The organism is Nitrosomonas aestuarii (assembly GCF_003046585.1).
Classification (GTDB): domain Bacteria; phylum Pseudomonadota; class Gammaproteobacteria; order Burkholderiales; family Nitrosomonadaceae; genus Nitrosomonas; species Nitrosomonas aestuarii.
Map to the genome: position 1 here is coordinate 38,014 of NZ_QAAE01000009.1, position 24,643 is coordinate 62,656.

The window sequence follows — 24,643 nt, forward strand, 5'->3', positions numbered from 1 at the left end:
TCATAAATGTGTAGCAGCAATGTCCACAAAAGCCGTGCATGAAAAAACGCGATTGTGGTTATTGGCGATTTTTTCCATAGCGATTGTTCTGGCTGCGGTAGCGATGCCGCCGATTTCACAACCGCATACTTATCATCTGTTTGCCGATCAGCGAATGATGCTGGGAATTCCTAATTTTATGAATGTGGTTTCCAATCTTGCGATTTTGTTGAGTGGATTGATGGGATTGTCGTTACTCTGGCGGTCATACAGCATGTCGAATAAGTATGGTAATCGTCCGATTTTTATTACTGCAGCAGAATACTGCCCATACCTGGTTTTGTTTACGAGTGTTGCCATGACGGCGCTTGGTTCCGCCTACTATCATTGGCATCCCGATAATACCGGTTTGTTCTGGGACAGACTGCCGATTGCGATAGGAGTCACCGCTTTGTTAGCAGCAGTCCTTTCTGAGCGTGTCCATCCGAGACTTGGATTTTGGTCATTACCAGTGCTTGTATTGATGGGTGCGAGTAGCGTCATGTATTGGTATTGGGGCGAGGAACAGGGTGCCGGCAATCTAAATTTTTATATTGTTATTCAATTTTATTCATTACTACTGGTTGTGCTTTTAAGCTTGCTTTTGCCTTCCCGTTACACGCACGGAAACGATATTTATAAAATAATCGGACTTTATGCCGTGGCTAAACTGGCAGAAATCCTGGATCAGCAAATTTTCGACTTCGGTCAAGTCATTAGCGGACATACTGTGAAACATTTGATTGCGGCATTGGCGATTTGGTGGATAGTGAAGATGTTGCAGAGAAGAGCATTTGTTGTTGACAAGAAAGCAATCGCATAAATCTGTTCCAACTGTCTCAGTTGACGCCCGTCTATAGCAAAGATGCTTTTAGAGTTGAATTCGTTTTTTGCTGTCTGATAATGCAGCTGAATTTGTTGTAGAGAAAATATAAAAACCCTTAGGAATCCTAACGGTATACGCTACAATTGTTTGTGCAATGATTTAATGTCACATGTTGAAATTTCAACAGCAGGAAATGACTAAAATAAATACACTTATATTTTGATTAGGATTGTTAAATTTATGAAATGGAAATATTTCATGTTGGCACTTATGCTGGCATGTATCGACGCGAATGCGGGTAACGATACATTGGATGCGGCAATTGGTGGTGGCATTGGCGGTGCTGTCGGAGCAGCGATCGGTAATGAACTGGGTGGTCGTAACGGCGCGATCATCGGCGGAGCATTGGGCGCAACTGCTGGGGCGCATATTGCAACTGATCGGGACGCGCACCATGGGGCGCCGCAAAGAGATCTCTATCACAGAGATGCTTACAGAGATCCACGTTACGAATATCATCATCAGCGAAGTGGTAGTCCTGACTACCATTGTCCTCCAGGGCAGGCCAGGAAAGGCCGCTGCTGATTCTGAAAAGTCTAAAGTGGATAAGGTAAAGAGCAGCAGAAATGCTGCTCTTTTTTTTAGAATTGACCTTCGTGTATGTAAGGTTGCGACCATAAAATCACTTGCATGAGCACTGACTTACGCCATGCATCTTGCATTTTATCGACATCTTCACTGGAATGGCCGTCTTTTTCCAAAAATGGCCGTAGTGTTGTGGTGATTGGCACTTGCAACGCCAGAATGTAACGCAGATTGATGATTGGCACTGCATCTACGTTATCGGTTTTATTCTTCTTGATACTGTGATGTCGCAGACCGATTTCATACTGGTAATTCAACCAGTCCTGGTCATAATTGGCATTTGCAGTATCCAGAATCCATTGGCCAAAACGCTTGCGGACAGCGCCGAGATAATCCGTGTTGGGTTGGTTATCAGACTTGTTGGTAAAATAGTGCAGCAGAAATGGCGTGGATCCGACAAAGCCGTACCAGACATCCAGAATTTGTTCAACCTGGTCTTTCAGGATATCGCGTGACATTTTCAAATAACGCACGTCTTCATCGCCAAACAAAGCGGCTTGTTTAATGTTGGCGAAATCATCCATAGATAAGGGGGATTTTGCAACTTCGGCACTGCCATAGGTATATCCAGGTATATTGGTTGTCATAAGATTTCCTTTGTATTGATTTACTTTTGAAGAATGTTGAACATGTTGACATATGCAACAGTCATACTGGTTGCAGTATGCATCGTTAAGTTAAGCAAGGAATTCTGGCACGGATATTGTAAACCGTGGTCAGAATCAATGCTGGGCGCGATTTTACTCCAATGGGTTGCGAAAGAGTATAGTGTCGATTGGTGTCTGTGTTGAATCGTTTTAAGTGTTCAGTTAGCTGATTTTTAAATTATTTGTATATCATTGTGCAGCAGATTATTGCATTCGAAGTGATGGTTTTTTGGCGATACGATTGTTATCTTTAATTATTCAAAAAAGGAAGGAATGATGAGCAAACGATTTTTAGTGTTGTTAACCAGTTTTTTTCTGACTGTAATTTCACCGTATTCAATCGCGGAAAGATATCTTGGCGAGTTTTGCTGGCAAGTGTTCAATGAATCCAATGAACCTTGGTGGAAATACAAATTTGGCGTTTACGAAAAAGAAGGCGGACATTTTGTTCTGTTTGGCTCAGTGGATTACGAAAATACTCTCTCGGCTTCGCATGGTAATGCTATCCTTGCCGGTGATAGTGTAAAACTGACTATTATAAGCACAGACCACGAAGAAGGCATTGAAGTCTGGGCTGAAACGTTTGCAGCAAAATTGAACCCGTCAACGCTCAGTGGCACATGGAATGCGCTTGAACTGGTGCAGCGCGATAATGAAGAGGAAGTATTTGGCGTTCGCCAGCGTGGTTCAATCAATTTAATCACCTGCCAGTAGTTTCATTGAGGCCTGCAAATTTTGCAGAGTTAATGGATTAAGCATTCCGGATTGTGCAGTCACCGTTCTGTTATGATAGGACATTCATAAAACAAAAAATAAACATATATGCGTAAACGAAACGAATGCATAACCGGCACTTTGATACTTTAATCATCGGTAGCGGATTGGCAGGTTTTACCCTCGCCCTGAATCTGGCGCAAAGTCAGCGAGTAGGTATTGTTACCAAACAAACGCTGAATGACAGCGCCAGCGGATGGGCGCAAGGTGGTATTGCCGCTTCATTGTCAGAGGAAGATACGCCTGAAAAACATGTGCAAGATACTGTGGTGGCCGGTGCAGGGCTGTGCGATGAAAGGGCGGTTCGTTTTGTTGCCGGACATGCGCGAGAGGCCATACGCTGGCTCATTGATCAGGGTGTTGAATTTACCCGGGACGATAATAATGGTATCGGTTATCATCTGACGAAAGAAGGTGGACATAGTACTCGGCGCATTATTCATAGCGGCGATGCAACAGGTAAAGCAGTTCAACAAACCCTGATCGATAAAATACGCAGCTGTTCCAATATTCAGATCCTGGAACAGCATATCGCGATCGACTTGATTACCAGCGATAAAGTTCGTGACGTTCCCGGGAAGACGGACAAACGCTGTCTCGGCGTATATGTTCTGGATAGAACTAAAGGCCGCGTGCGTACATTTACTGCACAAAATACGGTATTGGCGACGGGCGGCGCAAGCAAAGTATATCTGTACACGACCAATCCAGATACCGCAACGGGTGACGGTATTGCTATGGGGTGGCGTGCGGGTTGCCGGGTTGCCAATATGGAATTCATTCAGTTTCATCCCACCTGTCTTTATCATCCACATGCCAAATCGTTTTTGATCAGTGAGGCCGTCCGTGGTGAAGGTGGGTTGCTAAAACTACCTGATGGTAGCTGTTTTATGGCCAGACATGATGAGCGTGCCGAACTGGCGCCACGTGATATCGTTGCGCGCGCAATCGACTTTGAAATGAAGAAACGTGGCCTGGATTGTGTTTACCTGGATATTTCACATAAACCCGCTAATTTTCTGCAGCAACATTTTCCCACAATTTATGCGCGTTGCCTGAAACTCGGTATTGATTTGACGCAGGAGCCCATACCCGTTGTACCTGCTGCGCACTACACCTGTGGCGGTATTCTGACTGATCAGCGCGGTCGAACGGATTTAAATAATTTGTACGCTATTGGTGAAACAGCATATACCGGATTACATGGCGCGAATCGGCTGGCGAGTAATTCTTTGCTCGAATGCCTGGTGGTTGCCCGTGCTGCTGCGCAGGATATCCACAACCAACCCGTTGTATCAGCGCTGAAAATTCCGGACTGGGATGAGAGCCGGGTAACCGATGCTGATGAAGAAATTGTCATTTCGCATAACTGGGATGAACTGCGTCGTTTTATGTGGAGTTATGTCGGTATCGTCAGAACCACCAAACGCTTGCAGCGTGCGCAACACAGAATTGATCTTTTGCGCGAAGAAATCAATGAATACTATACGCATTTTCGTGTTACCAGCGATCTGCTGGAATTGCGTAATTTGGTTGATACTGCCGACCTGATTGTGCGCAGTGCCATGTTAAGACATGAAAGCCGCGGACTGCACTTCAGCAAAGACTATCCAGATGCGTTGGCGTCCGCACAAAATACTGTGTTACAGAAGCCGTTGTAAGCGCGATCTTTAGTCGTCAATCAAAATATGGCCAAAAAATGCAAAAATACCGATAGCAATACCGGTGACAAACTGTGCATGCACGAGATGAGAGAATTTCTTCAATTCCGCAGGTGAATACCGCCAGGTCAAAAACAGGCCGAATAATCCTTGCCAGATTACCAGTATAAGCAATGCCGGGAAAAAAAGGATATGGCTGTACCGGGAAAATCCCATTAGTGAGATATGAAGTAGAATAACGGCTATGGCTACAATGCCGAAGTAGACATGGGTGCGGTTCATCCAGACCAGCAGGCAGTATAATGCAGAAGAATTAACGGGCGGCACATAATCCGGCAGCAAACGCTGAGCCAGCTTCCCCTGTCCCAGCGCCAGTTTCATAAAGGTGCGAAAATAGATAAACGCCAATAAACCCAGGCCAACTTTTCCAAAACTCTCACCGATTTCGCTGAGGAAGTTTTCACGCACTTCCGGAATAGAATGAACCGAGTAGGCATAAATGAAATAAATCAGCGAAATTAATGATACGGTTGCGGTATAAATCAGAATGTGGCGGATATTTTTTATCGATTGCTGCATAAGAGCGGAAACGAGTTGTAGATTGAACGGGTTATTGCAACTATCGGGCTTTGTGACCAAATACTTTGAGCACTTCCCATTTGAAGTCATGCACATGCACTACATCATTGTCAAGCGCAAGGGATAACGCACCCTTGGTCAATGGACGCAGATTCACATTAATCTGTTTAATTCTTTTTTCGTGCGACATGGCATGATCATCACCCATCATTTCCATTGGATGGTGATCATGAATCGGCTCCATACTGACAACCAGCTGCGTGATGGTATATTCGCTGTTGCCATTGTATATGCTGCCATTAAAAATACCCCAGCCAAAACCGGCATCAATTTTGAGTGTTTGGATCGTTTCTTCAGGCAATTCAAACGAGCAGGGTTCTGTCGATGCCGATTGTTGATGGCATGGTGCTGTGGCACGAGATTCTGCAGCCAAGGCAGAATACGAAACGGGCAGTAATGCCAGTATTGAGAACGTGCATATGTACTTGATAAAGTCAGGTAATTTAATCATTGAGTGTCCTTGAATCAGTAGTGGTCTTAAAAGCGATTAAAAGAATTATAATTCTAAATTGCAGCAGCTTATTTTCTATTTTATGTGCTGCTCCGTTTTCCAAAACAAGAAAGCGTCGCTATATGGTCTGAAAACTCTTGTAAGTTTTCTTCAGATCGACACTAAGGCAATTTTTCTAAGGGCGAGCGGCACATGTCGTCAACACCGGGCACAGACTAAGTTTTTGGATGTGCTTATTGAGTTTATTGAGGATTTTTTAAAAATTCTATGGTTCAGCCTGAGAAAAGAAGTCAATCAAAACTGTGTTTGAAGAATAGGCCAATATTTCGCCGTTTATTACGGCTCTATCATGTGCATGTTTCTGTTTTAGACTTGGATTTTTTGATAATTCCAGTGCTCAAAAAGCTGCGTTAATAAAATGATTTCTTTGATCCATAGCAGGAATCGTTTGTTGCAAAACAAACTGAACGAACTGATCAAACAGGCGAAAGATAACGAAAAGAAACAGGAATTATATGAAGCTTTTGGTTTTGAGGTTATTGGCGCAAATTCACCTGAAGAATTACGAAATCTGCTTTTGTCAGATTTCATAACGCGTTTTCAACTGAAGGATGTTGTTTTATCCCTCATTGATCGACATCAGGATGCCGAGCGTCTCTTTTTTGGACATGATGAGGAGGCGCGCATAAATTATGAAAAAAAACTGCTGATTCTGGATATTGTCAAGGATGCCGGGGTTATTGCTTCTTTCATCAAGGAGCCGTTGCTGGGAAGGGCAGTATTTGAAAAATACTGCTGGATGATGACCGGTTTGATAACTCGTGATCAGATTAAAAGCGCTGCGTACTTGCCGCTATTGAGAAGCGGGAGGATTATCGGGGCGATGCTGCTTTTAAGTCATGATGGTAATCGATTTCCGCAAGGGGTTGGCACGCTTTTTCTGCAGAAATTGTCTGCCATGACTGCAATTGCTGTAGAAAATTGTCTCAATCAACAAAGACTCAAGGAAATCAGCTATCAGGATGTGCTTACACAGGTTTATAATCGCAGGTACTTTGATTTGCGTTTGAACGACGAAATTGCTCGCAGCATACGCCGGGATGATGATTTGACATGCATGTTTCTCGACGTGGATCATTTTAAAAAGATCAATGACACCTATGGCCACCAAGCGGGTGATCAGGTATTGATAAGTTTAGTGAGTCAGATAAAAAATCAGGTGCGGGCCTGTGATATCGTCGCGCGTTATGGTGGAGAAGAGTTTGTCGTCGCGCTGCCAGCAACAACATTGCCGATTGCTCACGAAATAGCCGAGCGTCTGCGCCAGACAGCCAGTTCTACCATGCATCGTGTGCAGGGCAGACAATTTCAAATATCCATTTCGATCGGTATAGCTAACCTGAGAAGTGCGGACATGTTTCAACAACGCGATGAACAGGATTGCAATATTATCAGTACGATGCTGTTAGCCCGGGCTGATAAGGCCTTGTACCGTGCAAAAGCAAGCGGCAGGAATCAGATTGCAGTTTTTACTTACGACACCGAATCGCTGTAAGTGAACTAAGAATGTCGGAATTTTTGATTTTACTGGCACCCATAATTGTGAGATCAACCGCGCACTTGCAGTTGATGCCGTTTATCTACTCTTTGTCTTTGGTGGGTATAATTGCTCATGAATTCTATGTAATTCAGATATTTCCAGCATCGCCTCTATGGGGAATCCCGTTCTTTTTCGATCTCTGGTATCAACCAGCAATTTTTCGATAAAAGGATAAAACTCATCATATCCCCAATGCAGTTCTATTTTTTGAGCAACATGTTGATAATCTGTATCAAGCAGCGATTCTTTTTCGCCCAGATAGGTGTTAAATTCTTTTATTAATTTCTTCAGCGCCATATTTTTCAGTAGATAAGTAATCAATGTTTAACATGTTTCGTTAATTCTAATGTCAATTACCCAGATGCATTGTGGGTATTAACGGGGTGAATGCCATTCTGATCTTGAAAAAGGTACAATCCTGGATTTGAGCTGAACTGCACGGGGAGCGTAATTGCGGCAAGGAGGCGTTATTCGAGACGGATTTTGATGGTTCCGTGCACGGAATGCCTAGTCAAGAAATTCAAAATTAAAGAACAATATTCACCAGTTTATTCTTCACGACAATGATTTTCTTAATCATTGCGCCTTCGACAAATTTTTGAACCTGTTCGTTGTCTAGTGCAGCTTTCTCAATAGCAGCTTTATCCGCGTCTTTGGCAATCTGAATTTGTCCACGCAGTTTTCCATTCACCTGCACGATTAATTTGATTTCATCCTCTACCAGTGCAGATTGATCAGCTTGCGGCCAGGACTGGTTGAGCAATTCGGTGCCTGGTTTGAGCGCGTGCCATAGCGAATGACAGATATGCGGTACGATGGGAGAGAGCAGCAGCACAATGTTTTCCATAGCTTCCTGCATTAGATTGCGGGTTGCCGTGCCGGTGTTTTGTGTTTTTGCAAGATTGTTCATCAATTCCATGATAGCGGCGATTGCGGTGTTGAAGGTGTGGCGCCGCTCCAGATCGTCGGTGACTTTCGCAATAGTGTGATGCAATTGAAAGCGAAGGGTTTTACATTCCGCAGACAGATTTTGAAACAAGGTGGGGTCAACAGCGATAACTCCCTGTTTGACGTGAGTGTGCACCTGTTTCCACAGACGTTTGAGGAAACGGTAGGCACCGTCAACACCTGCGTCTGACCATTCGAGCGTCTGTGTCGGCGGACTGGCGAACATCATGAATAATCGTGCTGTGTCCGCACCGTATTCTTCTACCAGTTTTTGGGGGTCGACGCCGTTATTTTTTGATTTTGACATGGTGCCGATGCCGCCGGATTCTACGGGTTGCTGATCCGCATGTAAAATTGCACCGCAACGTTTTCCGTCTTCATTAAACTGGATATCCACTTCGAGAGGATTGTAATAGATGATGCGCCCGTTGCCGCTTTTGCGGTAAAAAATTTCGTTGAGCACCATGCCTTGCGTAAGCAGATTGACAAACGGTTCGTCGGTTTTCAGTAGGCCGATGTCTCGCATAACCTTGCTCCAGAAGCGTGAATACAATAGATGCAAAATAGCATGCTCAATGCCGCCGATGTATTGATCGACCGGCAGCCAGTAATTTGCACGTTCATCGGTCATGACCTTGTCCTCATCGGGACACGCATAGCGCGCGTAATACCAGGAAGAATCAACAAAGGTATCCATGGTGTCCGTTTCCCGGCGTGCCGGTTGACCGCATTTGGGACAGGTGCATTCGTAAAAAGCTGGTGTTTTGCCTAATGGGTTACCGGAGCCATCTGGCACCAGATCTTGTGGCAGAACGACGGGCAACTGATCATCCGGCACAGGAACCACCCCGCAGGATTCGCAATGAATCAGTGGAATCGGACAACCCCAATAGCGTTGACGTGAAATGCCCCAGTCCCGCAGGCGGTATTGTATGCGTTTGTTGCCGAGCCCTTTTGCCTTCAATGCTGCAGCAATGGCGTCCACAGCTGCTTGAAATTCAAGACCGGAGAATTCTTCCGAATCAAAAGTGACACCATATTCAACATAGGCCTCACTAGGCGGTAGCTGCGGTTCTTTGTCAACGGGTTTGATTACAGCTTTTATCGGTAGCGCATATTGATGCGCGAATTCAAAATCGCGTTCGTCATGTGCAGGAACCGCCATGACCGCACCTTCGCCATAGCCCACTAAAACATAGTTGGCGATCCATACCGGCAAGCGTTTTCCGTTGAGTGGGTGGATGACGAACAGACCGGTATCCATACCTTTTTTTTCCTGAGTGGCCAGGTCGGCTTCCTTGGTAGCGCCCAGTTTGCACTCCTGGATGAAATTATGCAGTGTGTGATTATCTTTGGCAGCGTGGAGCGCGATCGGATGCTCTGCAGCTACTGCAACATAGGTGGCGCCCATCAGGGTGTCCGCGCGAGTAGTGAATACTTTCAGGTCTTGCGGTGTGCCAGATGCTTTGTCAGCAGGGAAAGTTATGTCTACACCATAGCTCTTGCCGATCCAATTGGCTTGCATGGTTTTGACCCGCTCAGGCCACCCCGGCAAGGTATCAAGTGCTTCTAACAACTCGTCGGCATAATCGGTGATTTTCATGTAATACATGGGGATTTCACGCTTCTCAACTGGCGCGCCGGTGCGCCAGCCACAACCGTCAATGACCTGTTCATTGGCCAAAACCGTCTGGTCAACCGGATCCCAATTGACAGTCCCGGTGGTTTGATATGCAAGCCCTTTTTTCAACATGCGCAGAAAAAGCCACTGGTTCCAGTGATAATAATCCGGATTACAGGTGGCCAGTTCACGATCCCAGTCGATGCTCAGTCCCAGGCTTTTCAGCTGCATGCGCATGTAGGCGATATTGTCGTAAGTCCATGTCGCCGGTGAAACATTGTTCTGCATCGCTGCATTTTCAGCCGGTAGACCGAAGGCATCCCAACCCATGGGCTGCATGACGTTATAGCCCTGCATGCGGCGATAGCGCGATAAAACATCTCCAATTGTGTAATTGCGAACGTGGCCCATATGCAATTTTCCAGATGGGTAAGGAAACATGGACAGACAATAATATTTGGGTTTTTCAGATGTTTCCACCGCTTTGAATGCGGCTGTTTCTTCCCAATGCTGCTGGGCGTTTCTTTCGATTTCCTGAGGGTGGTATTTTTCTTGCATGGGTGTTGTTTTTTTGCTTTTCAAAGAATCGTACATTATACCGTGAAGTATCCTGACAAAAACATGCGGGACGATATAATAACCGCTGTATCAATATTTTTCATGTTTACCAATTAATCAGATGGAGTAGTCAATGAATCGTTTATTTCGATGCGAGAGCTGTTTGATAGTTGTTGTAATAAGTGTTCTTGCCGGTTGTTCGGCCATTTCTGCCAAACCTGATGCGCAGTCTGTTGCAATTTTATCCGATGCGCCGGATATCAACCGGTGCCGATTACTGGGCGAAGTAGCAGGTTCTCAAGGAAACTGGTTTACCGGCGCCTATACTTCAGACAAGAACTTGCTGGTCGGTGCCAGGAATGATCTGAGAAATGCTACATATGAACTGGGTGGAAACGCTGTGCATGTTCAGCATGTCAGCAATTCTGGAAGATATGAAGCGTCGGGTAATGCTAATACCACGATTATTGGCAATGCATATGATTGTCAATAAAACCACTTCGCTCGTATGATTTCTGTTTTTTCTGAGCAAGCAGTCTTCGTTGTTGCTTTTGCCGGATAGAATTTGCTTGATATTTCAAAAAGTTGAGTGATGTAGCGGCAATTAGATTTCCGATTTCATTTTCAGTAAATGTTGAATTTGTCTGACAGACTCCAAGTGGTGAAGATAATTTCGAAACAGAAAGTCAAACTTCTAACCGACCGATAAAGCTAGTGGTTGCCTGGTTTAGGGTATTAGAACGTATTATGAGTAATATTAATTAAATTAGTTTGTTGTGCTAATATAATTTCGGGAATGGCATTTATTTTGTTAAAAATATTTTATTTAAAGCTTTGAGTGCGTGCTGCATACCAGCGAAAATGGATATGACTATAATCAGTGGCTTGATTATGTGCATGTTCATTTTCGCTGGCGCTTTTAGATGATTTCTCATGAATTCATGTAAAGAATCGATGAGGTGGCGTTTGCAGATAGTTTTGATTGCGACCTGTTACTGCATATTAAAATTTTTTCTGCGCAAAGTACTTGCTATACCTATTAGTCCGATGCCCAGTAACGCCAGTGTTGCGGGTGCGGGAACAGGGATTGGATCAGGATCAGGATTTGTTACGGAACCACCTGCAGATCCAATAATAACGGCTGTGCCATTGTTATCAACAGCAAGTACCGGAATGCTACCTGTGTTTCCAAAACGGTTATGCCGCGGACCAGCTGACAGATCACTATCTACTAATCCAGGGAATGCTGCATTCCCTGCAGCGGTTAAACTGATACCTGAACCACCACCAGAAATGATATTCAACGTTGGCAGCAATGACGTTACCCAGTCGTATCCATTGGATTGACTAAACAAACCGCCGCCAGCTCCCAGGAAATTATCAATTTTTACAGCGTTTGTAGTAAAAATACCCCTTTCGGATGTTGATGAACCGCCGGTAACATTGCTGCCAGAGTCCATCATGATGATGCCGGTATTATTGATGTTGGTTGCGCCAGAGCCGTTAAAAAAATCGGTGATCGCCGCATCTCCATCTATGTTAGCAAAATTCCATCCACTGCCGGGCAATGATGATGAATTAAAAGCCGACGAGGCGGCGTTTGATGCTTTACCGCTACTGCCCAAGTTGACAACTGTCTTGAATCCATTTGATAGAGATGATGATGTAGATAGATTCTCGAGCGCACGTTGCATGAAGAACCACCCGTCTATATTCGCGCCCCCACTCGTGGAGCCATGGTCATCTGCATCTGTTCCTGCAAGAATAAATGGTCCAGCATGTACACTGCTGATTAGAAATGATGAGGCAAGCACTATACCAATGATTTTCTTTTTAAACATTTTAATTTCTCCAAAAAATTTATAAGTGTGATAGGTAAATTTACTATCAATCTATTTGGATATAAGCAATATTCGTGCCAACTAAATAAATTTCAATATTACATATAGTTGTAAAATTTATTATGGCTCTTGTTGCGAGATATGTAAGTATTTGCGACGTTTATAAATAATAGGGTTGTTGACAATAGAAGGAATTTGACGCGCACCGTGACTGCCAAACCAAGGAAATTCAAAAACTAAAAAACGGCGGCGAATGTTAGATCACTTTTAATATGTATTTTGCAATGAAAATATTCAGATTCATAGTGCCATCAATATTTCAAACCATTGATTCGTAGATAATACTTTCAATAATTTGAAACAGATTCCGATTAATCAGGGTGATGAGTGGGTGGTGCTATTGCGAGCTTACATTGACTTTAGCGATCAGGTGCTCCTGGATGCGTTGAGTCGGCATGATTTACAGTACCTGATTGCATTGAGGCTGGATTAGCCGCTACAAAAAGTGCTGATTGTCAGCGCCGCATCAAACACTGAAATATCTTGTTGTCAAAGTAGGCGGCATCATACAAGGCGAACGTAAAAAAATTATCAATCTGACAGTTGCCATTCGGTGTCGCGGAAGCCTTGAAGGGCTATGGGACAGATTCAGAAATTTCACGCTGTTCGCGAATCTCGAGGTGATGGTAATTTCAGAATAGAAGGTCAGGCAGGTTTTCTGGGGGGGCGTCAGTTGACTTTGGTTTTCGTTTTTAACCACCAGCCAGGTTGAGTGTTTCTTTGAGAATGACTGCCATGTGGCCCAGGAATAAATCAGGCGGTTTTGCGTTGTCTAACGCTGAAATGCGGCCAATCCAAGACCCTAACAGAGCCAGTGAGCCGGCTCTGGAATAGGGGTAGTAGTACCCCGGGAGGCGTTACATCGGTGAAACCGCCTGGCTTTTGGATGTAATGCGCTTTATTACCAATTTGTCCGTTACAAGTTGAACAAGCAAAATCCGGTGCATAGATTGAATGTACCCAGACAGTGTTTGATACTTCGTCGAAACCAAATCCTTCGATATGCAATCCTGCATTAGTTGTTTCTTTGCCAATATATGTACCATTTAAGTGCGAATTTAAATATATCGGAATCTCTACCACCGACAGCCTACAAGAAACCATCGGCAATTTCAAGTAATTGAATAGTAGATGTTTTGTTTGTATTGACTTAATGAGCTTTTAAGAATACAGCTCAGGCAATGTACCTTTATTTTTGTTCTTATTTCGGTTGTGATTAAGCTGCGAAAATTCGGTGAGAAGACCTGCTAATTGGGGTCCATTCCAGTTTTCTTTATAATCCTGATACAAAACGCGATCCAGCGTTGTTAATGCTTTGCTGACGGTCGGATCGTTGAGTCGTGTTGCCAGTTCTTCAAGCCCCCTGGGTGGTGACTGCGGCCAATGGGCGGCTGCCCATTGGAGGAGATGATGGCGTGCCTTCTGTGCATCGTTAACTTGGCAGGCGTATAAAAAACGTTTCCTGGCAGCTCTGGCATTTTTAGATTCAAGCCTGGATGTGCTGTCGTCTTCAATCGATTTCGGCGGATGATGACGTCTGCGCCATTGATGCCCTAATGTGAGCAACCACAGTGCGGCAAAAAGCAGGGTCGTCCAGAACCAGCCACTATGGTTGAATGCGGATGGTGTATCTATTCCATTTTTTTTGTTGTCGTCCAGGTTGAAAATGTTCTCATGCCGTGCAGTTTGAGGAGGTGTGTTATCGGCTTTTGGGGTATCCAGCGCTGGTGCGGGTGTGTATTGCTGCTGATCAGTGGCGGGCTGTACTTCAATAGTGCGTGCGGGTAGTGTGGCGGTCTGTTCGCTGTCAGTCGTAGTATCCCACCAGTGCAGTGTAAACGCGGGCAAAGTATGTTTGCCCGGTTGCGCAGGCATGTAGGCCAGCCGCAGGATTTTCTCTCCCTGTATGGTTTGTGACAGATTTTTCGTACTGGATTGTGTGCGGTCGGGATAGAGTTTGAATCCTTCAGGATCAGAAAACTTCAATTCCGGAAGTTGTTCGCCGGTCACGCCTAAAGCTTTAATCGTTATGTTACGGGTAATCGGATCGCCGAAAGTGATTGTGGTGTCTTCCGGTTGCCATGTTTCCAGCAATTCAATTGATTCCGCCGGAAGCCAGTACGGTGATCTATTCTGCTTTGGACGTGGACGTACATCGAGTGTGATGGCTTCGCCCCGTAGACGGATAGGGCGGTTGCTGGTAAAAAAACGGTCAAAAAATGGATCCTGCCGGTGTGTGTTTTCTGGAATTTGTGCGTTCAGGACCGGTCCGGGGATAACCAGAGAACCGCTTGTTTGGGGAAAAATCACAAATTCCCGTTCAATTACATAGTATGTTTTACCATGACGTGTGGTCTGAAATTCGCGATCTTCACCCAGTTTTTGTACTAATACATTTTCATGTTCCGGCTCGCTCAAGCTTCCCTGGGTCAGATTGACTGCAAAAAATACCCGCTGCGTGTAGCGCACCATGCCTTGTACATAGGGATCGGTTTTGTCGACTTCAGTTTCCAGGAAAATCGGGGTGTCTGCATCGGGCTCGGTGCCTGCAGATGTCTCATTCACCTGTATGGTTAATACAGGGGTATAGTCATTGTTGACTTTGAGCGACGGAATGGTCAATTCACCGCTGCGTTTAGGTATCAACGAAATGGTCCAGGTTGTGCGAGAATCCATGTTGCCATTGATAATATTGACGCGGCTACCGCTCATGGTGCCAGTTACTTCAAAATCCTGGTCCAGTGGACGAGTGTCTGGCATGGCCGACACCTGGCCGCTGGCTTCGATGACCAGCCGCACGGTCTCACCTTCGGTAATGCGGTCACGATCCAGTTGTGCAGTTATTGTTGCATGGGTTTGCTGTGCGGCAAAACAGATCAGCCAGATGATAAATGTTAAGACAAACTTTTTTCTCATGTTCACCGTTGTTTTCGTTGCATGTGTTCCAGCATAAATTTACGGCGCAAAAGACCGGACGGATCCTCGGGGATTTGACGCAACCACTGTTCCAGGGCGATATCTTCTTCACTGGGCAGGTGGTCATCATTGTTAATCATGTCGTCTGGACTCGTCATTTCCTGCTGCTCGACTTGTTCCTGTTCATCTGCCTGTTTTTCTTGCATGGTGGTGTCTTGATGTAAATCAGACTGCGTATCTTCAGTATTCTGCTTGTCAGTGTCATGTGTGGCACCGTCGTTTTCTGATTGTGCTGCATCCTGTTGTTGATCTAAATTGCCTTCAGAATCGGTGCCATCTTCACTGTCTTTTTTATTTTCTTCACTTTCATTTTCCTGCTGCGATGAATCATCGCTTTGTTGCTGTTGTTCCTGCAACAACTTTTCCAGTAATTCAAGATTGGCTTTGGCATCATCATGCGCTGGATTGTGCTGTAACACCTCGCGATAGGCTTCGACGGCCTGCTGCAAATCACCTGCGCGCGCGAGCGCATTGCCTTGATTGTATAGGGCTTCAATGTCGTCCGATTCGGCGAAAGCCTCTGCGGCAGCAGCATAATCACCCGTTTCGTACAGCGCTGTACCGCGCCAGTCGGGATTGCGGAACTGCTGTGCGGCAGTTTGCGGATCACCTTGCTGTAAGCTTGCTTGTGCTTGTTGATCGGCACGCAGCCATAAATCCTGCCAGCCGAATGCATAGACGGGTGGTGGCGGGGTTATGCATAACACTGCAAATCCCAACAGCCAACCGCGGCGAAAAGAGATGGCGGCAAGTAGTACGATGACCGGTATTAACCAGACGCCATGTTCAACCCAGCGCTCAACACCGCCAGCGCTGCCTTCCATCTGATCGAAGTTGCTGGCTGCTGAAATATCTGGCAGAAGCCGATTCAAGTCCTGATTGTCAGTAGTATATTTGTTGAATGTTCCGCCCCCGGCACGCGCAAGTTCTTGTAATGGTGCAGCGTTAAAACGTATTACTTCGGTAATGCCGTCTTGCATGATTGCGCCACCGAGTTCCGTGCCGATACCTAGTACGGAAAGTGTGTATCCCTGTTTACGTAATTTACGTGCTTGTACCAGTGCGGCGGCCGGGTCGTCGATGCCATCGGAAATGAGCAGCAGTTCACCTTGTCGAATACCTTTTAAATCGAGCAGATTACCGGCCATCTGCAGTGCAGGTGTAACCTGATTGCCTTTAACAGGCATGATTTCCGTATTCAATGCGCCGATCAGATTTTCGATGGTTTTGTTATCTTCGGTTAACGGTGTGACAATATGCGCCTCGCCTGCGAATACGACAAGGCCGGTGCGGCCCTCTTTAGACCTGTCCAGAATATCCATGATCTTGAAACGTGCGCGCTCCAGGCGGGAAGGCGCCAGATCGCGTGCATTCATCGACGGCGATAAATCGAGAATTACAATACGTGACATTTGTGAATGCCAGACGATTTCGGGCTGACGCTCCCACACAGGACCGGCGAGTATAAAAATCGTTAGCAGCCAGCCGGCGGCAAGCATGATTATTGGCGAGCGTGTCGATTGACCTGGTAATTCCAGCCATAAGTGCGATAAGAGCTGTTGATCAAAGACTGCATTCCAGGCAGTGCCGGAGGATTGCTTACGCCAAAGTGTGATCAGCAACCATAATGCCGGTATCAATGCTAGAAACCATAATGGACGTAAAAAATGTAACTCACTCATATGTTCAATACTGATATTTAATCTGTTCTCCACCAACGCAGGGCAAGTAGGAAACTGATCATCAACCCAAGACCCAACGGCCAGATAAAAAGTTCAGTCGTCGGACGTACGACACGGCTGTTCTTCAAGGTAGGCTCGAGTTTATCCAGTTGATTATAAATCTCCTGGAGTGTGTCGCGGTCTGTGGCACGAAAATATCGCCCGCCAGTCAGATCAGCAATCATTCTCAGTGTTGCTTCATCCAAATCAGATGCCGGATTGATCATCCGCATACCAAAAAAGCTCTGTATTTCCCTGGGTGCACCGCCAACGCCAATGGTATAAATTCGCAAACCTTGTTGTGCGGCCAGTTCGGCGGCTTTGCGTGGTTGTACATGACCTGCGTTATTGGCGCCGTCTGTAAGCAGTACCAATACAGCGTCTTCGCTGGCATGCTGTAAATGCTTTAAATGTTTGATCGCCATGCCAATGGCGTCGCCAATGGCGGTTTCGCGGCCCGCAATACCAATCACGGTATCTTGCAGCAGATTGGCCACTGTCGTATGATCAAATGTCAGTGGCGTCTGCAGATAGGCTTCACTGCCGAATAGAATCAGGCCAATGCGGTCGCCTTCGCGCCGTTGAATAAAGTCACCGGCTACCTGTTTGACTACTTCCATCCGGTTGGGTTGTCCGTCACCCATGTCTGCAATTTCCATACTGCCGGAAACATCCACGGCCAGTATCAGATTGCGTCCGGTTTCGGGTAGTTCGGTTTCTTTGCCCAACCACTGTGGCCGGGCAGCAGCGATGACCAGCAAAATCCAACAGACAAATACGCCCCAGTTGCGTAATGAATGCAGTTGGAAGCGATTGAGCGCGGTAGCCGGTTTTTCCTGATAGGCACTGATAAAAGGCGCAAATAATATCCCCTGATTGATCGCTGTGGCAGGCGGGAGAAACCGACGGAAAAGCCAAGGTAAAATCAAACTTGTAAACATCCAGGGCCAGGCAAAATCAAACATCGGGTTTTTTTTGTGGTGTATTGGTTTTAATCCACCGCTGGGTCAGTGTAATGAGTTGCATTATCTCATCTGAATCCGTATGTTGCTTTTGATAAGGGTGAGATAACAACAGACGGCCCGCTCCTTTGGAGAATTTTCCATTGCCGCCACTGGCATCTAAAAAAAAGAGCCAGTCTTCGCCAGTCAGCGAAGCGACTGTTGCCGCAGGCCAACAGACTAATGCATAGCGTTTTAGCAACTGATTCAGCGTGGCGACAGGGTGGTCAGTTTTATCCATATTTTTTTTCAGCAGTTTAAGTTCATGCAACGCTGCGCGCCGTGGGGCCATGCGGCGTCCGTAACGAAAAATCATGATGGCTGCTGCGACAACGAGCAGCAGAGCAATCCACCAACCCGGTGCGGGTGGCCACCAACTGACCGGCGGCGGTTCATGTAACGGACGCAATGCAGCGAGCGGGTCTTCTATCATGCTGATTTGCCATGCCGGGTTAAACCGTTGCGCAGCGCCTGTACCATTCGGTCTGTAGTGGCGATTTCCATAAAATGAACAGCATGACGCAGACACAGGTTGCGTATTATTTCACGATGGTGATGAAACTGTGTGTGCCATTGTTCGATGACTGATGCGTGCCGTGTGTCAAGCGCTAAGCGCTGCTGATTGAAACCGAGGCGATACAATCCCGCTGGCGGTGGTGTTGTTTCCAGTGGATCATAGAGAAACGCGGTGATCACGTCATTATGTTGTGACATGGCACTCAAATGCTTTTCTGCTTCATTTCCCAGTTCCCTGAAATCGCTGAAGATGACGATCATGCTGCCTGGAAGCACCATGCGCGACATGCGGGCAAGGGCACGATCCATACGCCCCATAACGATATTGCCCGGAGCAGAGGGCTGTAATTGTATCATTGCCTGCAGCATTGGTAATAATCCGGAATCACGTGCGGCCGGATGAATTTCGCGATGTTGATCTGCGGCATGGACAATGCCGCCGACACGGTCGCCCGCCCGCACGGCAGCCCAGCCCATTAAGGCGCTCAAACGCCCTGCCAATACCGATTTATATTGTACACGGCTGCCAAAATACATGCCTGGATGCAAATCAACCAGAAACATTACCGGCCGCTCGCGTTCTTCACGAAAAAGCTTGGTATGCGGGCGTCCCCGACGTGCGGTTACGCGCCAATCGATGGTGCGCGCATCATCGCCTGCCTGATAAGTACGCACTTCATCGAATTCCATGCCGCGGCCATGGTAGACAGACAGGTAGCCGCCCGCCTGAGCGGACAGAGTACGCCTGCGCGCGCCCAGTTCCAGTCCGCGCGCTGATGCGCGCAGTCGAATCAATTGATTTAGAGTTAGCGCAGTTCCTTCGCTCATGGAGCCGGTACGTTGATTAATATCTGGTCGATACATTGCTGGGTAGTAATGCCATCTGCTTCGGCTTCATAATTTAACAAAATTCTGTGGCGCAGTGCATCTGATGTGACTTTTTGCACGTCTTCAGGAGTGACAAAATTCCGCTCTGCCAGCCATGCCGTGGCGCGCGCCGCACGTTCAATTGCAATAGCACCCCGCGGGCTGGAACCCCAACGTATCCAGCTGGATAATTCCTGACCATATTGCGTGGGATTGCGGGTTGTTTCAATGATTTCGACAATATATTCTTCTATGGCTTCAGCCAGATGTAGTTGCATTATTTCGCGTCTGGCTGTAAAGACCTGTTCTTGCGTTACCTTGGTGAGGACAGGCGCTTCTTGATGATTAAGTGAATTGAGGGCTTCCTGCCGCACCAGTTGCAGGATTTTTCGGCTTGCGTTTTTGTCCGGGTAATCTACGCGCACATGTAACAGAAATCGGTCCAGCTGTGCTTCCGGCAACGGATAAGTACCTTCCTGTTCAATCGGATTCTGCGTGGCCATTACCAGAAACAATGGTGGTAACGGATAACTTGCCGCGCCTACGGTGATCTGTCTTTCTTCCATTGCTTCCAGGAGCGCGGATTGTACTTTGGCGGGCGCGCGGTTTATCTCATCGGCGAGAATGACATTGTGAAAAAGTGGTCCTTTATTGAAAGTAAATGAACCGGTTTCCGGACGAAAAACATCGCTACCGGTCAAATCGGCGGGTAGTAAGTCAGGGGTAAACTGAATACGATGAAAATCAGCTTCAAGACCACTTGCCAGTGTTTTAATGGCACGTGTTTTAGCTAATCCCGGCGCGCCTTCCAGTAGCAAATGACCATCACATAATAAAGTCAACAGCAGACGTTGCACCAATGCTTGTTGACCGACGATTTGTTGTTCAATCTCGTGAGAGAGTCGTATAAATGTCTCTCTGCAGATTTTATTAGTTGTCATTATATTCTCGAATATTGTTTGCTGTACTTCAAGGTTTTTTTTGAATTTGCATGTTTCAATTAGTTCCCGATTTGCTGCTGTCCCGTTAATTTTCAAAACAAAGTCAATTGATTATTGGGCTTGAAATTATAGATGGTGTGACCGTCTTGCGACAGAACCATGAGATTGCAACTAATGATATAGATTGCGGTGTTGTTAATGTTAATTTACAGCCATGATTTTCCACAAATCAGCATCGAAAGATTATCAATATGCTAACAATTCTGGAAATTAGGTTATCGATAACGGCATGATTTATTGATAATAAATTGTTGCGCTTTGTCGGTGTCTATATACTGCTGTGAAAATAATTTAAACGTTGATTTCACCATTTTCATGGCAATTATTGCTTGATTATTAACACACTGTAAATCTGTTTAGTGTAATTATCTGTGTATATCTCATTTGATATGTTCTTTTGGCGAGTTAAGAAATCAAATATACCTATACCATTGGCCACTTAATCCAGAAACTTGCACTTATTAGATGTGTCCATGTTATATGAACATTGAATGACTGTGGAAGAATGCTTTCAAAAGAGTGAATAATCTACTGAATTTTTCTCATGTCTTGGAAGTTCTGGCATCAATCGGCCTAGAGACAACAGTTTCCTGCCCGGCACAGACATTAATTATTTTAAGTCAGTTACTCAAATTTTGCGTATATTTATAGAACAAGTGAAGTAACTTTGAAGCTGGCAGAACTAAGGAGAAGGTAAATGGATGAAGAATTTGATAAACCAATTGTGTTAATTTGTCTTGGCAACATTCTTGGGTCAGACTTGACTGGTGTAATGACTGTACCCACTATGCTTTCATGATCTATGGCTACAAGTCGTACTCCAATTCTTCCCTGGCTGCAGGCACAGGCCGAGGAGTGCCTGATTCATATCCGGGAAGCAGGCGAGATGATTACCCACTTGGGCTAGCATCCATTTTTGGCAATTGGATCTTTGTTGGAAACTCATCAGTATGATATTGGTGATATATTGCATGGAAATCGTTGGATCGCGAATGTAAGGTGCTGGCGAGTTACAAAGAATTGTTGTTTCTGATGGAGGATAAGTTTGTGATGCTTGAAGCGTGCACGCGCCGGTTGATCGCCGCGGAAGAACTGAACCAGGACGAGGTGGATAAATTGCTGCGCAGACCAAGTGCTGTAAAAATATTTCGAAGGAAAATCGATAACTATTTCATATTCCTTAAGTTTACGGTGTGGACACCATTGGCGCTAAAACTAAATATTGAGAGAGAATTATCATGATCGAAGAGCCTGCTCTTGGTTTTGGATTTAATGTTGGGAGCTCTTCGTCCAATGAAACTGAAACGTCTCTTTCTCTTCGAATTAAACAGCTCATGGACTCTCAGCCCTTTGCAGTGTTGTGTACACAAGGAGAGCAGCAGCCCTATGGGTCTCTTGTGGCATATTCGATGACTGACGATTTGACCGCAGTTGTCTTCGCCACTCCTGTCACAACAAGAAAATTTAAACTTCTGAACCAAAATGATCGGGTAGCACTTTTGATCGATAATCGATGTCAGCATCATGACAATATGATGAATGTGAGAGCCGTCACGGCGACAGGGTTTGCCAAACAAGTTGAAAGCGATAAAGAGTTCAAGTTTTGGTCAAGATTATTAACAGTTCGCCATAGCAATCTTTCCAATTTTGTCCACTCACCCACTGTCGCTCTCTTTTCTGTCGACATCGCCAGGTATTTTCACGTTGAACGTTTTCAGGAGGTTCAACAATGGATTCCTCAAAGAATAATACCTGGATAGTTTCTCTTGGTGATGCTCCAGGCCTTGATGTCAAGATGGTTGGGGGTAAAGCGGCTTCTCTTACAAGAATGATTTCCGCGGGTATTCATGTTCCATCTGGTTTTTGCATAACAGTAACTGCCTATGAATACTTTCTTGCTCAATCAGACCTGCAAAGTGTTATTCAACTTGAATTGGGACGAAAATTGCTGGATAAAATGCGCTGGGAGGAAATTTGGGACGCGGCTTTGCGAATCCGGTCAGCTTTTTTGAATGCTCCTCTTCCCTCCGATCTTGCACAAGCGATTTATGGGGCGTTACGTCAGCTTCATCCTCAGACTCGCCTCGCCGTAAGATCTTCGGCTCCTGGTGAGGATTCCGCTCAACGTTCTTTCGCAGGTCTTCATGAATCTATCACCAATGTTCGAAGCGAGGAATCGGTGATGCGTGCGGTGAAAACGGTGTGGGCATCACTTTGGTCTGATGCTGCTTTGCTATATCGAAGGGAACTGGCTCTTGATCCAATTAGGAGTCGCATGGCAGTCATTGTTCAGGAAATGATACCCGCCAAAACTGCCGGAGTGGTATTTGGGCGTGATCCACGAAACCAATCTGCAGACAAAGAAATCGTGGAGGCGGTCCCCGGTGCATGCTCGAATTTGGTTGACGGTATTTTGGAACCTGATCGTTGGATACTCCAACGGAGTTCAGGTCTGGTGCTTGAATGGGTGGCCGGTAAACGAAATAGCGAACAGCATGATTTGCCCCTGTTGACTGATTCCGCCCTCCAGACGCTTCATGACAGGCTTGGGCAAGTGGAGAAATTGTTTGGATGGCCACCGGACATGGAATGGGCAGAACAAGGTGATGTGTTGTCAATTCTACAGGCTCGCCCTATTACATCTGGTCTGTCCTCGGCCTCTCAATCGGATGAGCGTCGGTGGTACTTGACCCTTCGCCCGAAATTGCCACAACTTAGTCGTTTGGCTAAGAAAGTTTTGGAAACATTGATTCCTGAACTTGAACGCCTTGGACTACAGTTGGCTAGGGAGAACATTGAGAAGATGGGTGACTGTGATCTTGCGGGTTGCATCGAAAAGAGATTTACTACACTCATGCACTGGAGGGAAGTCTATAGAGAAGCGTTTATCCCGCTTGCTCATGGCGTTCGGTATTTAGGTGCTTACTACAATGATGCGCTGCAACCACAAGATCCTTATGAATTTACGATCCTTCTCAAGGGGCAGGATTTTCTTGCCTTACGCCGGAACACTGCTCTGCAGAACCTTGCACAACATGTTCAGAAAAACCAATCGCTTCTGAAGAAATTGGAGGAATGTGCTAAAGATCGTTCATGTACCTCATTCAAGTCTTGGCAGAGACTAAAAGTGCAAATCTCTGAGATACAAGGGGGAGCCGATTTTCTGGTACATTTCGAGCAATTTCTTTTTTCCTTTATGGACACGACCTACAATGGTGAACGTCTCCTTGATCGTCCGGATTCTTTGTTCAATCTGATATGTCAGGTTGGGACAATCGCGAGGAACGGAGTAGTGCAGGTGCAGCATGAAAAAACCAAAGCCAAGACGCTTCAACGGCGATTGATGGAAGCAGTAGGTGTGTCGCGCGAGGATGAAGCCCGGGAGGTCCTTGCCTTAGGTCAATTAAGCTGGCGTCTCCGTGACGATGACAATATTCTTTTGGGACGCATTGAAAGCCAGTTCCTTCGAGCGTTGCACCTTGGCGTCAAACGGTTACGCAAAGCCGGACGGTTGACCGGGAAAGATTCAGGTGAGAAATCTGCATCCTTGGTTGCTCAAGCACTTCGAGATTGTCAACACGCCCCCATTCATTTTGCCGACGATAAACCGGAAGTCATTGAGCGTTACACGAACAGGACTGATAAGCCAAGGCAGCTTATCGGGCAACCGGCTTCTCCAGGTTTGGCAGAAGGGCTTGCATGTGTCGTGAATGGCATCGAAGATTTTCGTGATTTTCAACGTGGCGACATTTTGGTTTGTGAATCAATACAGCCGACCATGACCCATCTGGTTTTACTGGCTTCAGCAATTGTAGAACAACGAGGAGGTATGTTGATTCACGGTGCGATTATTGCGCGTGAGCTTGGCATTCCTTGTGTCAATGGCATTCACAGCGCAACGAAGTGCATTAGTTCTGGTGAACAATTGACGGTGGACGGGTACTTGGGAATTGTGACACTGGGTGCTCCAGATTTCGAATTGGAAAACCATGCCTTTGCTAAGCACATTGATTAAATTAAGATCAAAATCAAAATTCGATAGTCTGAACATTCTGCAAATGTAAAATATTATGGTGCGGATATATTCAATATATTTTTGAAATTTTTTACAGTTTTGACTATTTATGAGCGATGCTGATCATCCCTGATTTTCCTGAACTGTAAATCTAGTAATTGCTATATACGGCCAGTTGAGTGTATCTCATTTGACATTCTGCTTAAACGAATAAAATGATCAAATATAACACTCAGGCGCATAACCCAGAAAATTGC

The 24,643-nt window shown here is 45.8% G+C and carries 23 protein-coding genes; 11 read left to right on the forward strand and 12 right to left on the reverse strand.

Features of this window, described 5'->3' with window-relative positions; translation table 11 throughout:
- Nucleotides 1-19 precede the first annotated feature (19 nt).
- Nucleotides 20-841, forward strand: coding sequence for an alkaline phytoceramidase (locus tag C8R11_RS09160; protein ID WP_244531848.1), 822 nt, complete (start codon nucleotides 20-22; stop codon nucleotides 839-841).
- A 243-nt stretch (nucleotides 842-1,084) separates the two neighbouring features.
- Nucleotides 1,085-1,429, forward strand: coding sequence for a hypothetical protein (locus C8R11_RS09165; protein WP_107795435.1), 345 nt, complete (start codon nucleotides 1,085-1,087; stop codon nucleotides 1,427-1,429).
- Nucleotides 1,430-1,485: 56 nt separating this feature from the next.
- Here the strand turns inward: C8R11_RS09165 and C8R11_RS09170 are convergent, their stop codons facing one another.
- Entirely contained in the window at nucleotides 1,486-2,076 is a 591-nt protein-coding gene (locus tag C8R11_RS09170; RefSeq protein WP_107795436.1) for a protoglobin domain-containing protein, read from the reverse strand.
- A gap of 336 nt (nucleotides 2,077-2,412) precedes the next feature.
- Between C8R11_RS09170 and C8R11_RS09175 the strand changes: the two genes are divergently transcribed.
- Nucleotides 2,413-2,850, forward strand: coding sequence for a hypothetical protein (locus tag C8R11_RS09175; RefSeq protein ID WP_107795437.1), 438 nt, complete (start codon nucleotides 2,413-2,415; stop codon nucleotides 2,848-2,850).
- 125 nt (nucleotides 2,851-2,975) lie between these two features.
- Nucleotides 2,976-4,571: an L-aspartate oxidase gene (gene nadB / locus C8R11_RS09180; RefSeq protein WP_107795438.1), complete on the forward strand. Its 1,596-nt coding sequence runs from the start codon at nucleotides 2,976-2,978 to the stop codon at nucleotides 4,569-4,571.
- Between the two features lie 9 nt (nucleotides 4,572-4,580).
- Here nadB and C8R11_RS09185 read toward each other — a convergent pair whose 3' ends face one another.
- Nucleotides 4,581-5,150: a hypothetical protein gene (locus C8R11_RS09185; protein WP_107795439.1), complete on the reverse strand. Its 570-nt coding sequence runs from the start codon at nucleotides 5,148-5,150 to the stop codon at nucleotides 4,581-4,583.
- Nucleotides 5,151-5,190: 40 nt separating this feature from the next.
- A complete protein-coding gene (locus tag C8R11_RS09190) occupies nucleotides 5,191-5,661 on the reverse strand; it encodes a hypothetical protein (protein ID WP_107795440.1) in 471 nt (156 codons plus the stop codon).
- Nucleotides 5,662-6,079: 418 nt separating this feature from the next.
- Between C8R11_RS09190 and C8R11_RS09200 the strand changes: the two genes are divergently transcribed.
- Complete coding sequence (locus tag C8R11_RS09200) at nucleotides 6,080-7,216, forward strand: diguanylate cyclase (protein ID WP_107795442.1); 1,137 nt, start codon at nucleotides 6,080-6,082, stop codon at nucleotides 7,214-7,216.
- Nucleotides 7,217-7,297: 81 nt separating this feature from the next.
- Here C8R11_RS09200 and C8R11_RS09205 read toward each other — a convergent pair whose 3' ends face one another.
- Nucleotides 7,298-7,558, reverse strand: coding sequence for a hypothetical protein (locus C8R11_RS09205; protein WP_090699355.1), 261 nt, complete (start codon nucleotides 7,556-7,558; stop codon nucleotides 7,298-7,300).
- 229 nt (nucleotides 7,559-7,787) lie between these two features.
- Nucleotides 7,788-10,388 (reverse strand): leucine--tRNA ligase, encoded by a 2,601-nt coding sequence (gene leuS, locus C8R11_RS09210; RefSeq protein WP_107795508.1) that lies wholly within the window; start codon nucleotides 10,386-10,388, stop codon nucleotides 7,788-7,790.
- Nucleotides 10,389-10,521: 133 nt separating this feature from the next.
- Here leuS and C8R11_RS09215 point away from each other — a divergent pair, with 133 nt between their 5' ends.
- A complete protein-coding gene (locus C8R11_RS09215) occupies nucleotides 10,522-10,881 on the forward strand; it encodes a DUF4156 domain-containing protein (RefSeq protein ID WP_107795443.1) in 360 nt (119 codons plus the stop codon).
- Nucleotides 10,882-11,380: 499 nt separating this feature from the next.
- On the opposite strand, the gene C8R11_RS09220 is transcribed toward C8R11_RS09215, so the two are convergent.
- The gene (locus C8R11_RS09220) at nucleotides 11,381-12,229 is read right to left on the reverse strand and encodes a PEP-CTERM sorting domain-containing protein (protein WP_107795444.1); all 849 of its coding nucleotides are present in this window, start codon (nucleotides 12,227-12,229) and stop codon (nucleotides 11,381-11,383) included.
- 355 nt (nucleotides 12,230-12,584) lie between these two features.
- Between C8R11_RS09220 and C8R11_RS16175 the strand changes: the two genes are divergently transcribed.
- Together C8R11_RS16175 and C8R11_RS16975 are read left to right on the forward strand one after the other, a co-directional pair.
- Entirely contained in the window at nucleotides 12,585-12,722 is a 138-nt protein-coding gene (locus tag C8R11_RS16175) for a hypothetical protein (RefSeq protein WP_181258215.1), read from the forward strand.
- 144 nt (nucleotides 12,723-12,866) lie between these two features.
- Nucleotides 12,867-13,001: a hypothetical protein gene (locus tag C8R11_RS16975; RefSeq protein ID WP_280523885.1), complete on the forward strand. Its 135-nt coding sequence runs from the start codon at nucleotides 12,867-12,869 to the stop codon at nucleotides 12,999-13,001.
- A 449-nt stretch (nucleotides 13,002-13,450) separates the two neighbouring features.
- Here the strand turns inward: C8R11_RS16975 and C8R11_RS09235 are convergent, their stop codons facing one another.
- From C8R11_RS09235 to C8R11_RS09260, 6 genes are read right to left on the reverse strand one after another with little or no spacing between them, the layout of a single operon-like run.
- Nucleotides 13,451-15,205 carry a BatD family protein gene (locus tag C8R11_RS09235; protein ID WP_107795447.1) on the reverse strand — a complete coding sequence of 585 codons (1,755 nt, stop codon included), beginning with the start codon at nucleotides 15,203-15,205 and terminating at the stop codon, nucleotides 13,451-13,453.
- A gap of 2 nt (nucleotides 15,206-15,207) precedes the next feature.
- Nucleotides 15,208-16,947, reverse strand: coding sequence for a VWA domain-containing protein (locus C8R11_RS09240; protein ID WP_107795448.1), 1,740 nt, complete (start codon nucleotides 16,945-16,947; stop codon nucleotides 15,208-15,210).
- A 17-nt stretch (nucleotides 16,948-16,964) separates the two neighbouring features.
- The gene (locus C8R11_RS09245; protein WP_107795449.1) at nucleotides 16,965-17,951 is read right to left on the reverse strand and encodes a vWA domain-containing protein; all 987 of its coding nucleotides are present in this window, start codon (nucleotides 17,949-17,951) and stop codon (nucleotides 16,965-16,967) included.
- Entirely contained in the window at nucleotides 17,944-18,420 is a 477-nt protein-coding gene (locus C8R11_RS09250; protein WP_107795450.1) for a DUF4381 domain-containing protein, read from the reverse strand. The genes C8R11_RS09245 and C8R11_RS09250 overlap by 8 nt, the downstream gene beginning before the upstream one ends.
- Nucleotides 18,417-19,331 (reverse strand): DUF58 domain-containing protein, encoded by a 915-nt coding sequence (locus C8R11_RS09255; protein WP_181258216.1) that lies wholly within the window; start codon nucleotides 19,329-19,331, stop codon nucleotides 18,417-18,419. The genes C8R11_RS09250 and C8R11_RS09255 overlap by 4 nt, the downstream gene beginning before the upstream one ends.
- Nucleotides 19,328-20,311, reverse strand: a complete 984-nt coding sequence (locus tag C8R11_RS09260) for an AAA family ATPase (RefSeq protein ID WP_107795509.1) — start codon at nucleotides 20,309-20,311, stop codon at nucleotides 19,328-19,330. Before C8R11_RS09260 ends, C8R11_RS09255 begins: the two co-directional genes overlap by 4 nt.
- 1,041 nt (nucleotides 20,312-21,352) lie before the next feature.
- Here C8R11_RS09260 and C8R11_RS17065 point away from each other — a divergent pair.
- Genes C8R11_RS17065 through C8R11_RS09275 form a run of 3 tightly spaced genes read left to right on the forward strand, consistent with a single transcriptional unit; the run spans nucleotide 21,353 to nucleotide 24,386 of the window.
- Nucleotides 21,353-21,613: a hypothetical protein gene (locus tag C8R11_RS17065; RefSeq protein ID WP_342352466.1), complete on the forward strand. Its 261-nt coding sequence runs from the start codon at nucleotides 21,353-21,355 to the stop codon at nucleotides 21,611-21,613.
- On the forward strand, nucleotides 21,610-22,131 hold the full coding sequence (locus C8R11_RS09270; RefSeq protein ID WP_107795510.1) for a pyridoxamine 5'-phosphate oxidase family protein: 522 nt from the start codon (nucleotides 21,610-21,612) through the stop codon (nucleotides 22,129-22,131). Before C8R11_RS17065 ends, C8R11_RS09270 begins: the two co-directional genes overlap by 4 nt.
- On the forward strand, nucleotides 22,101-24,386 hold the full coding sequence (locus C8R11_RS09275) for a PEP/pyruvate-binding domain-containing protein (protein ID WP_107795452.1): 2,286 nt from the start codon (nucleotides 22,101-22,103) through the stop codon (nucleotides 24,384-24,386). The genes C8R11_RS09270 and C8R11_RS09275 overlap by 31 nt, the downstream gene beginning before the upstream one ends.
- Nucleotides 24,387-24,643: the final 257 nt, after the last annotated feature.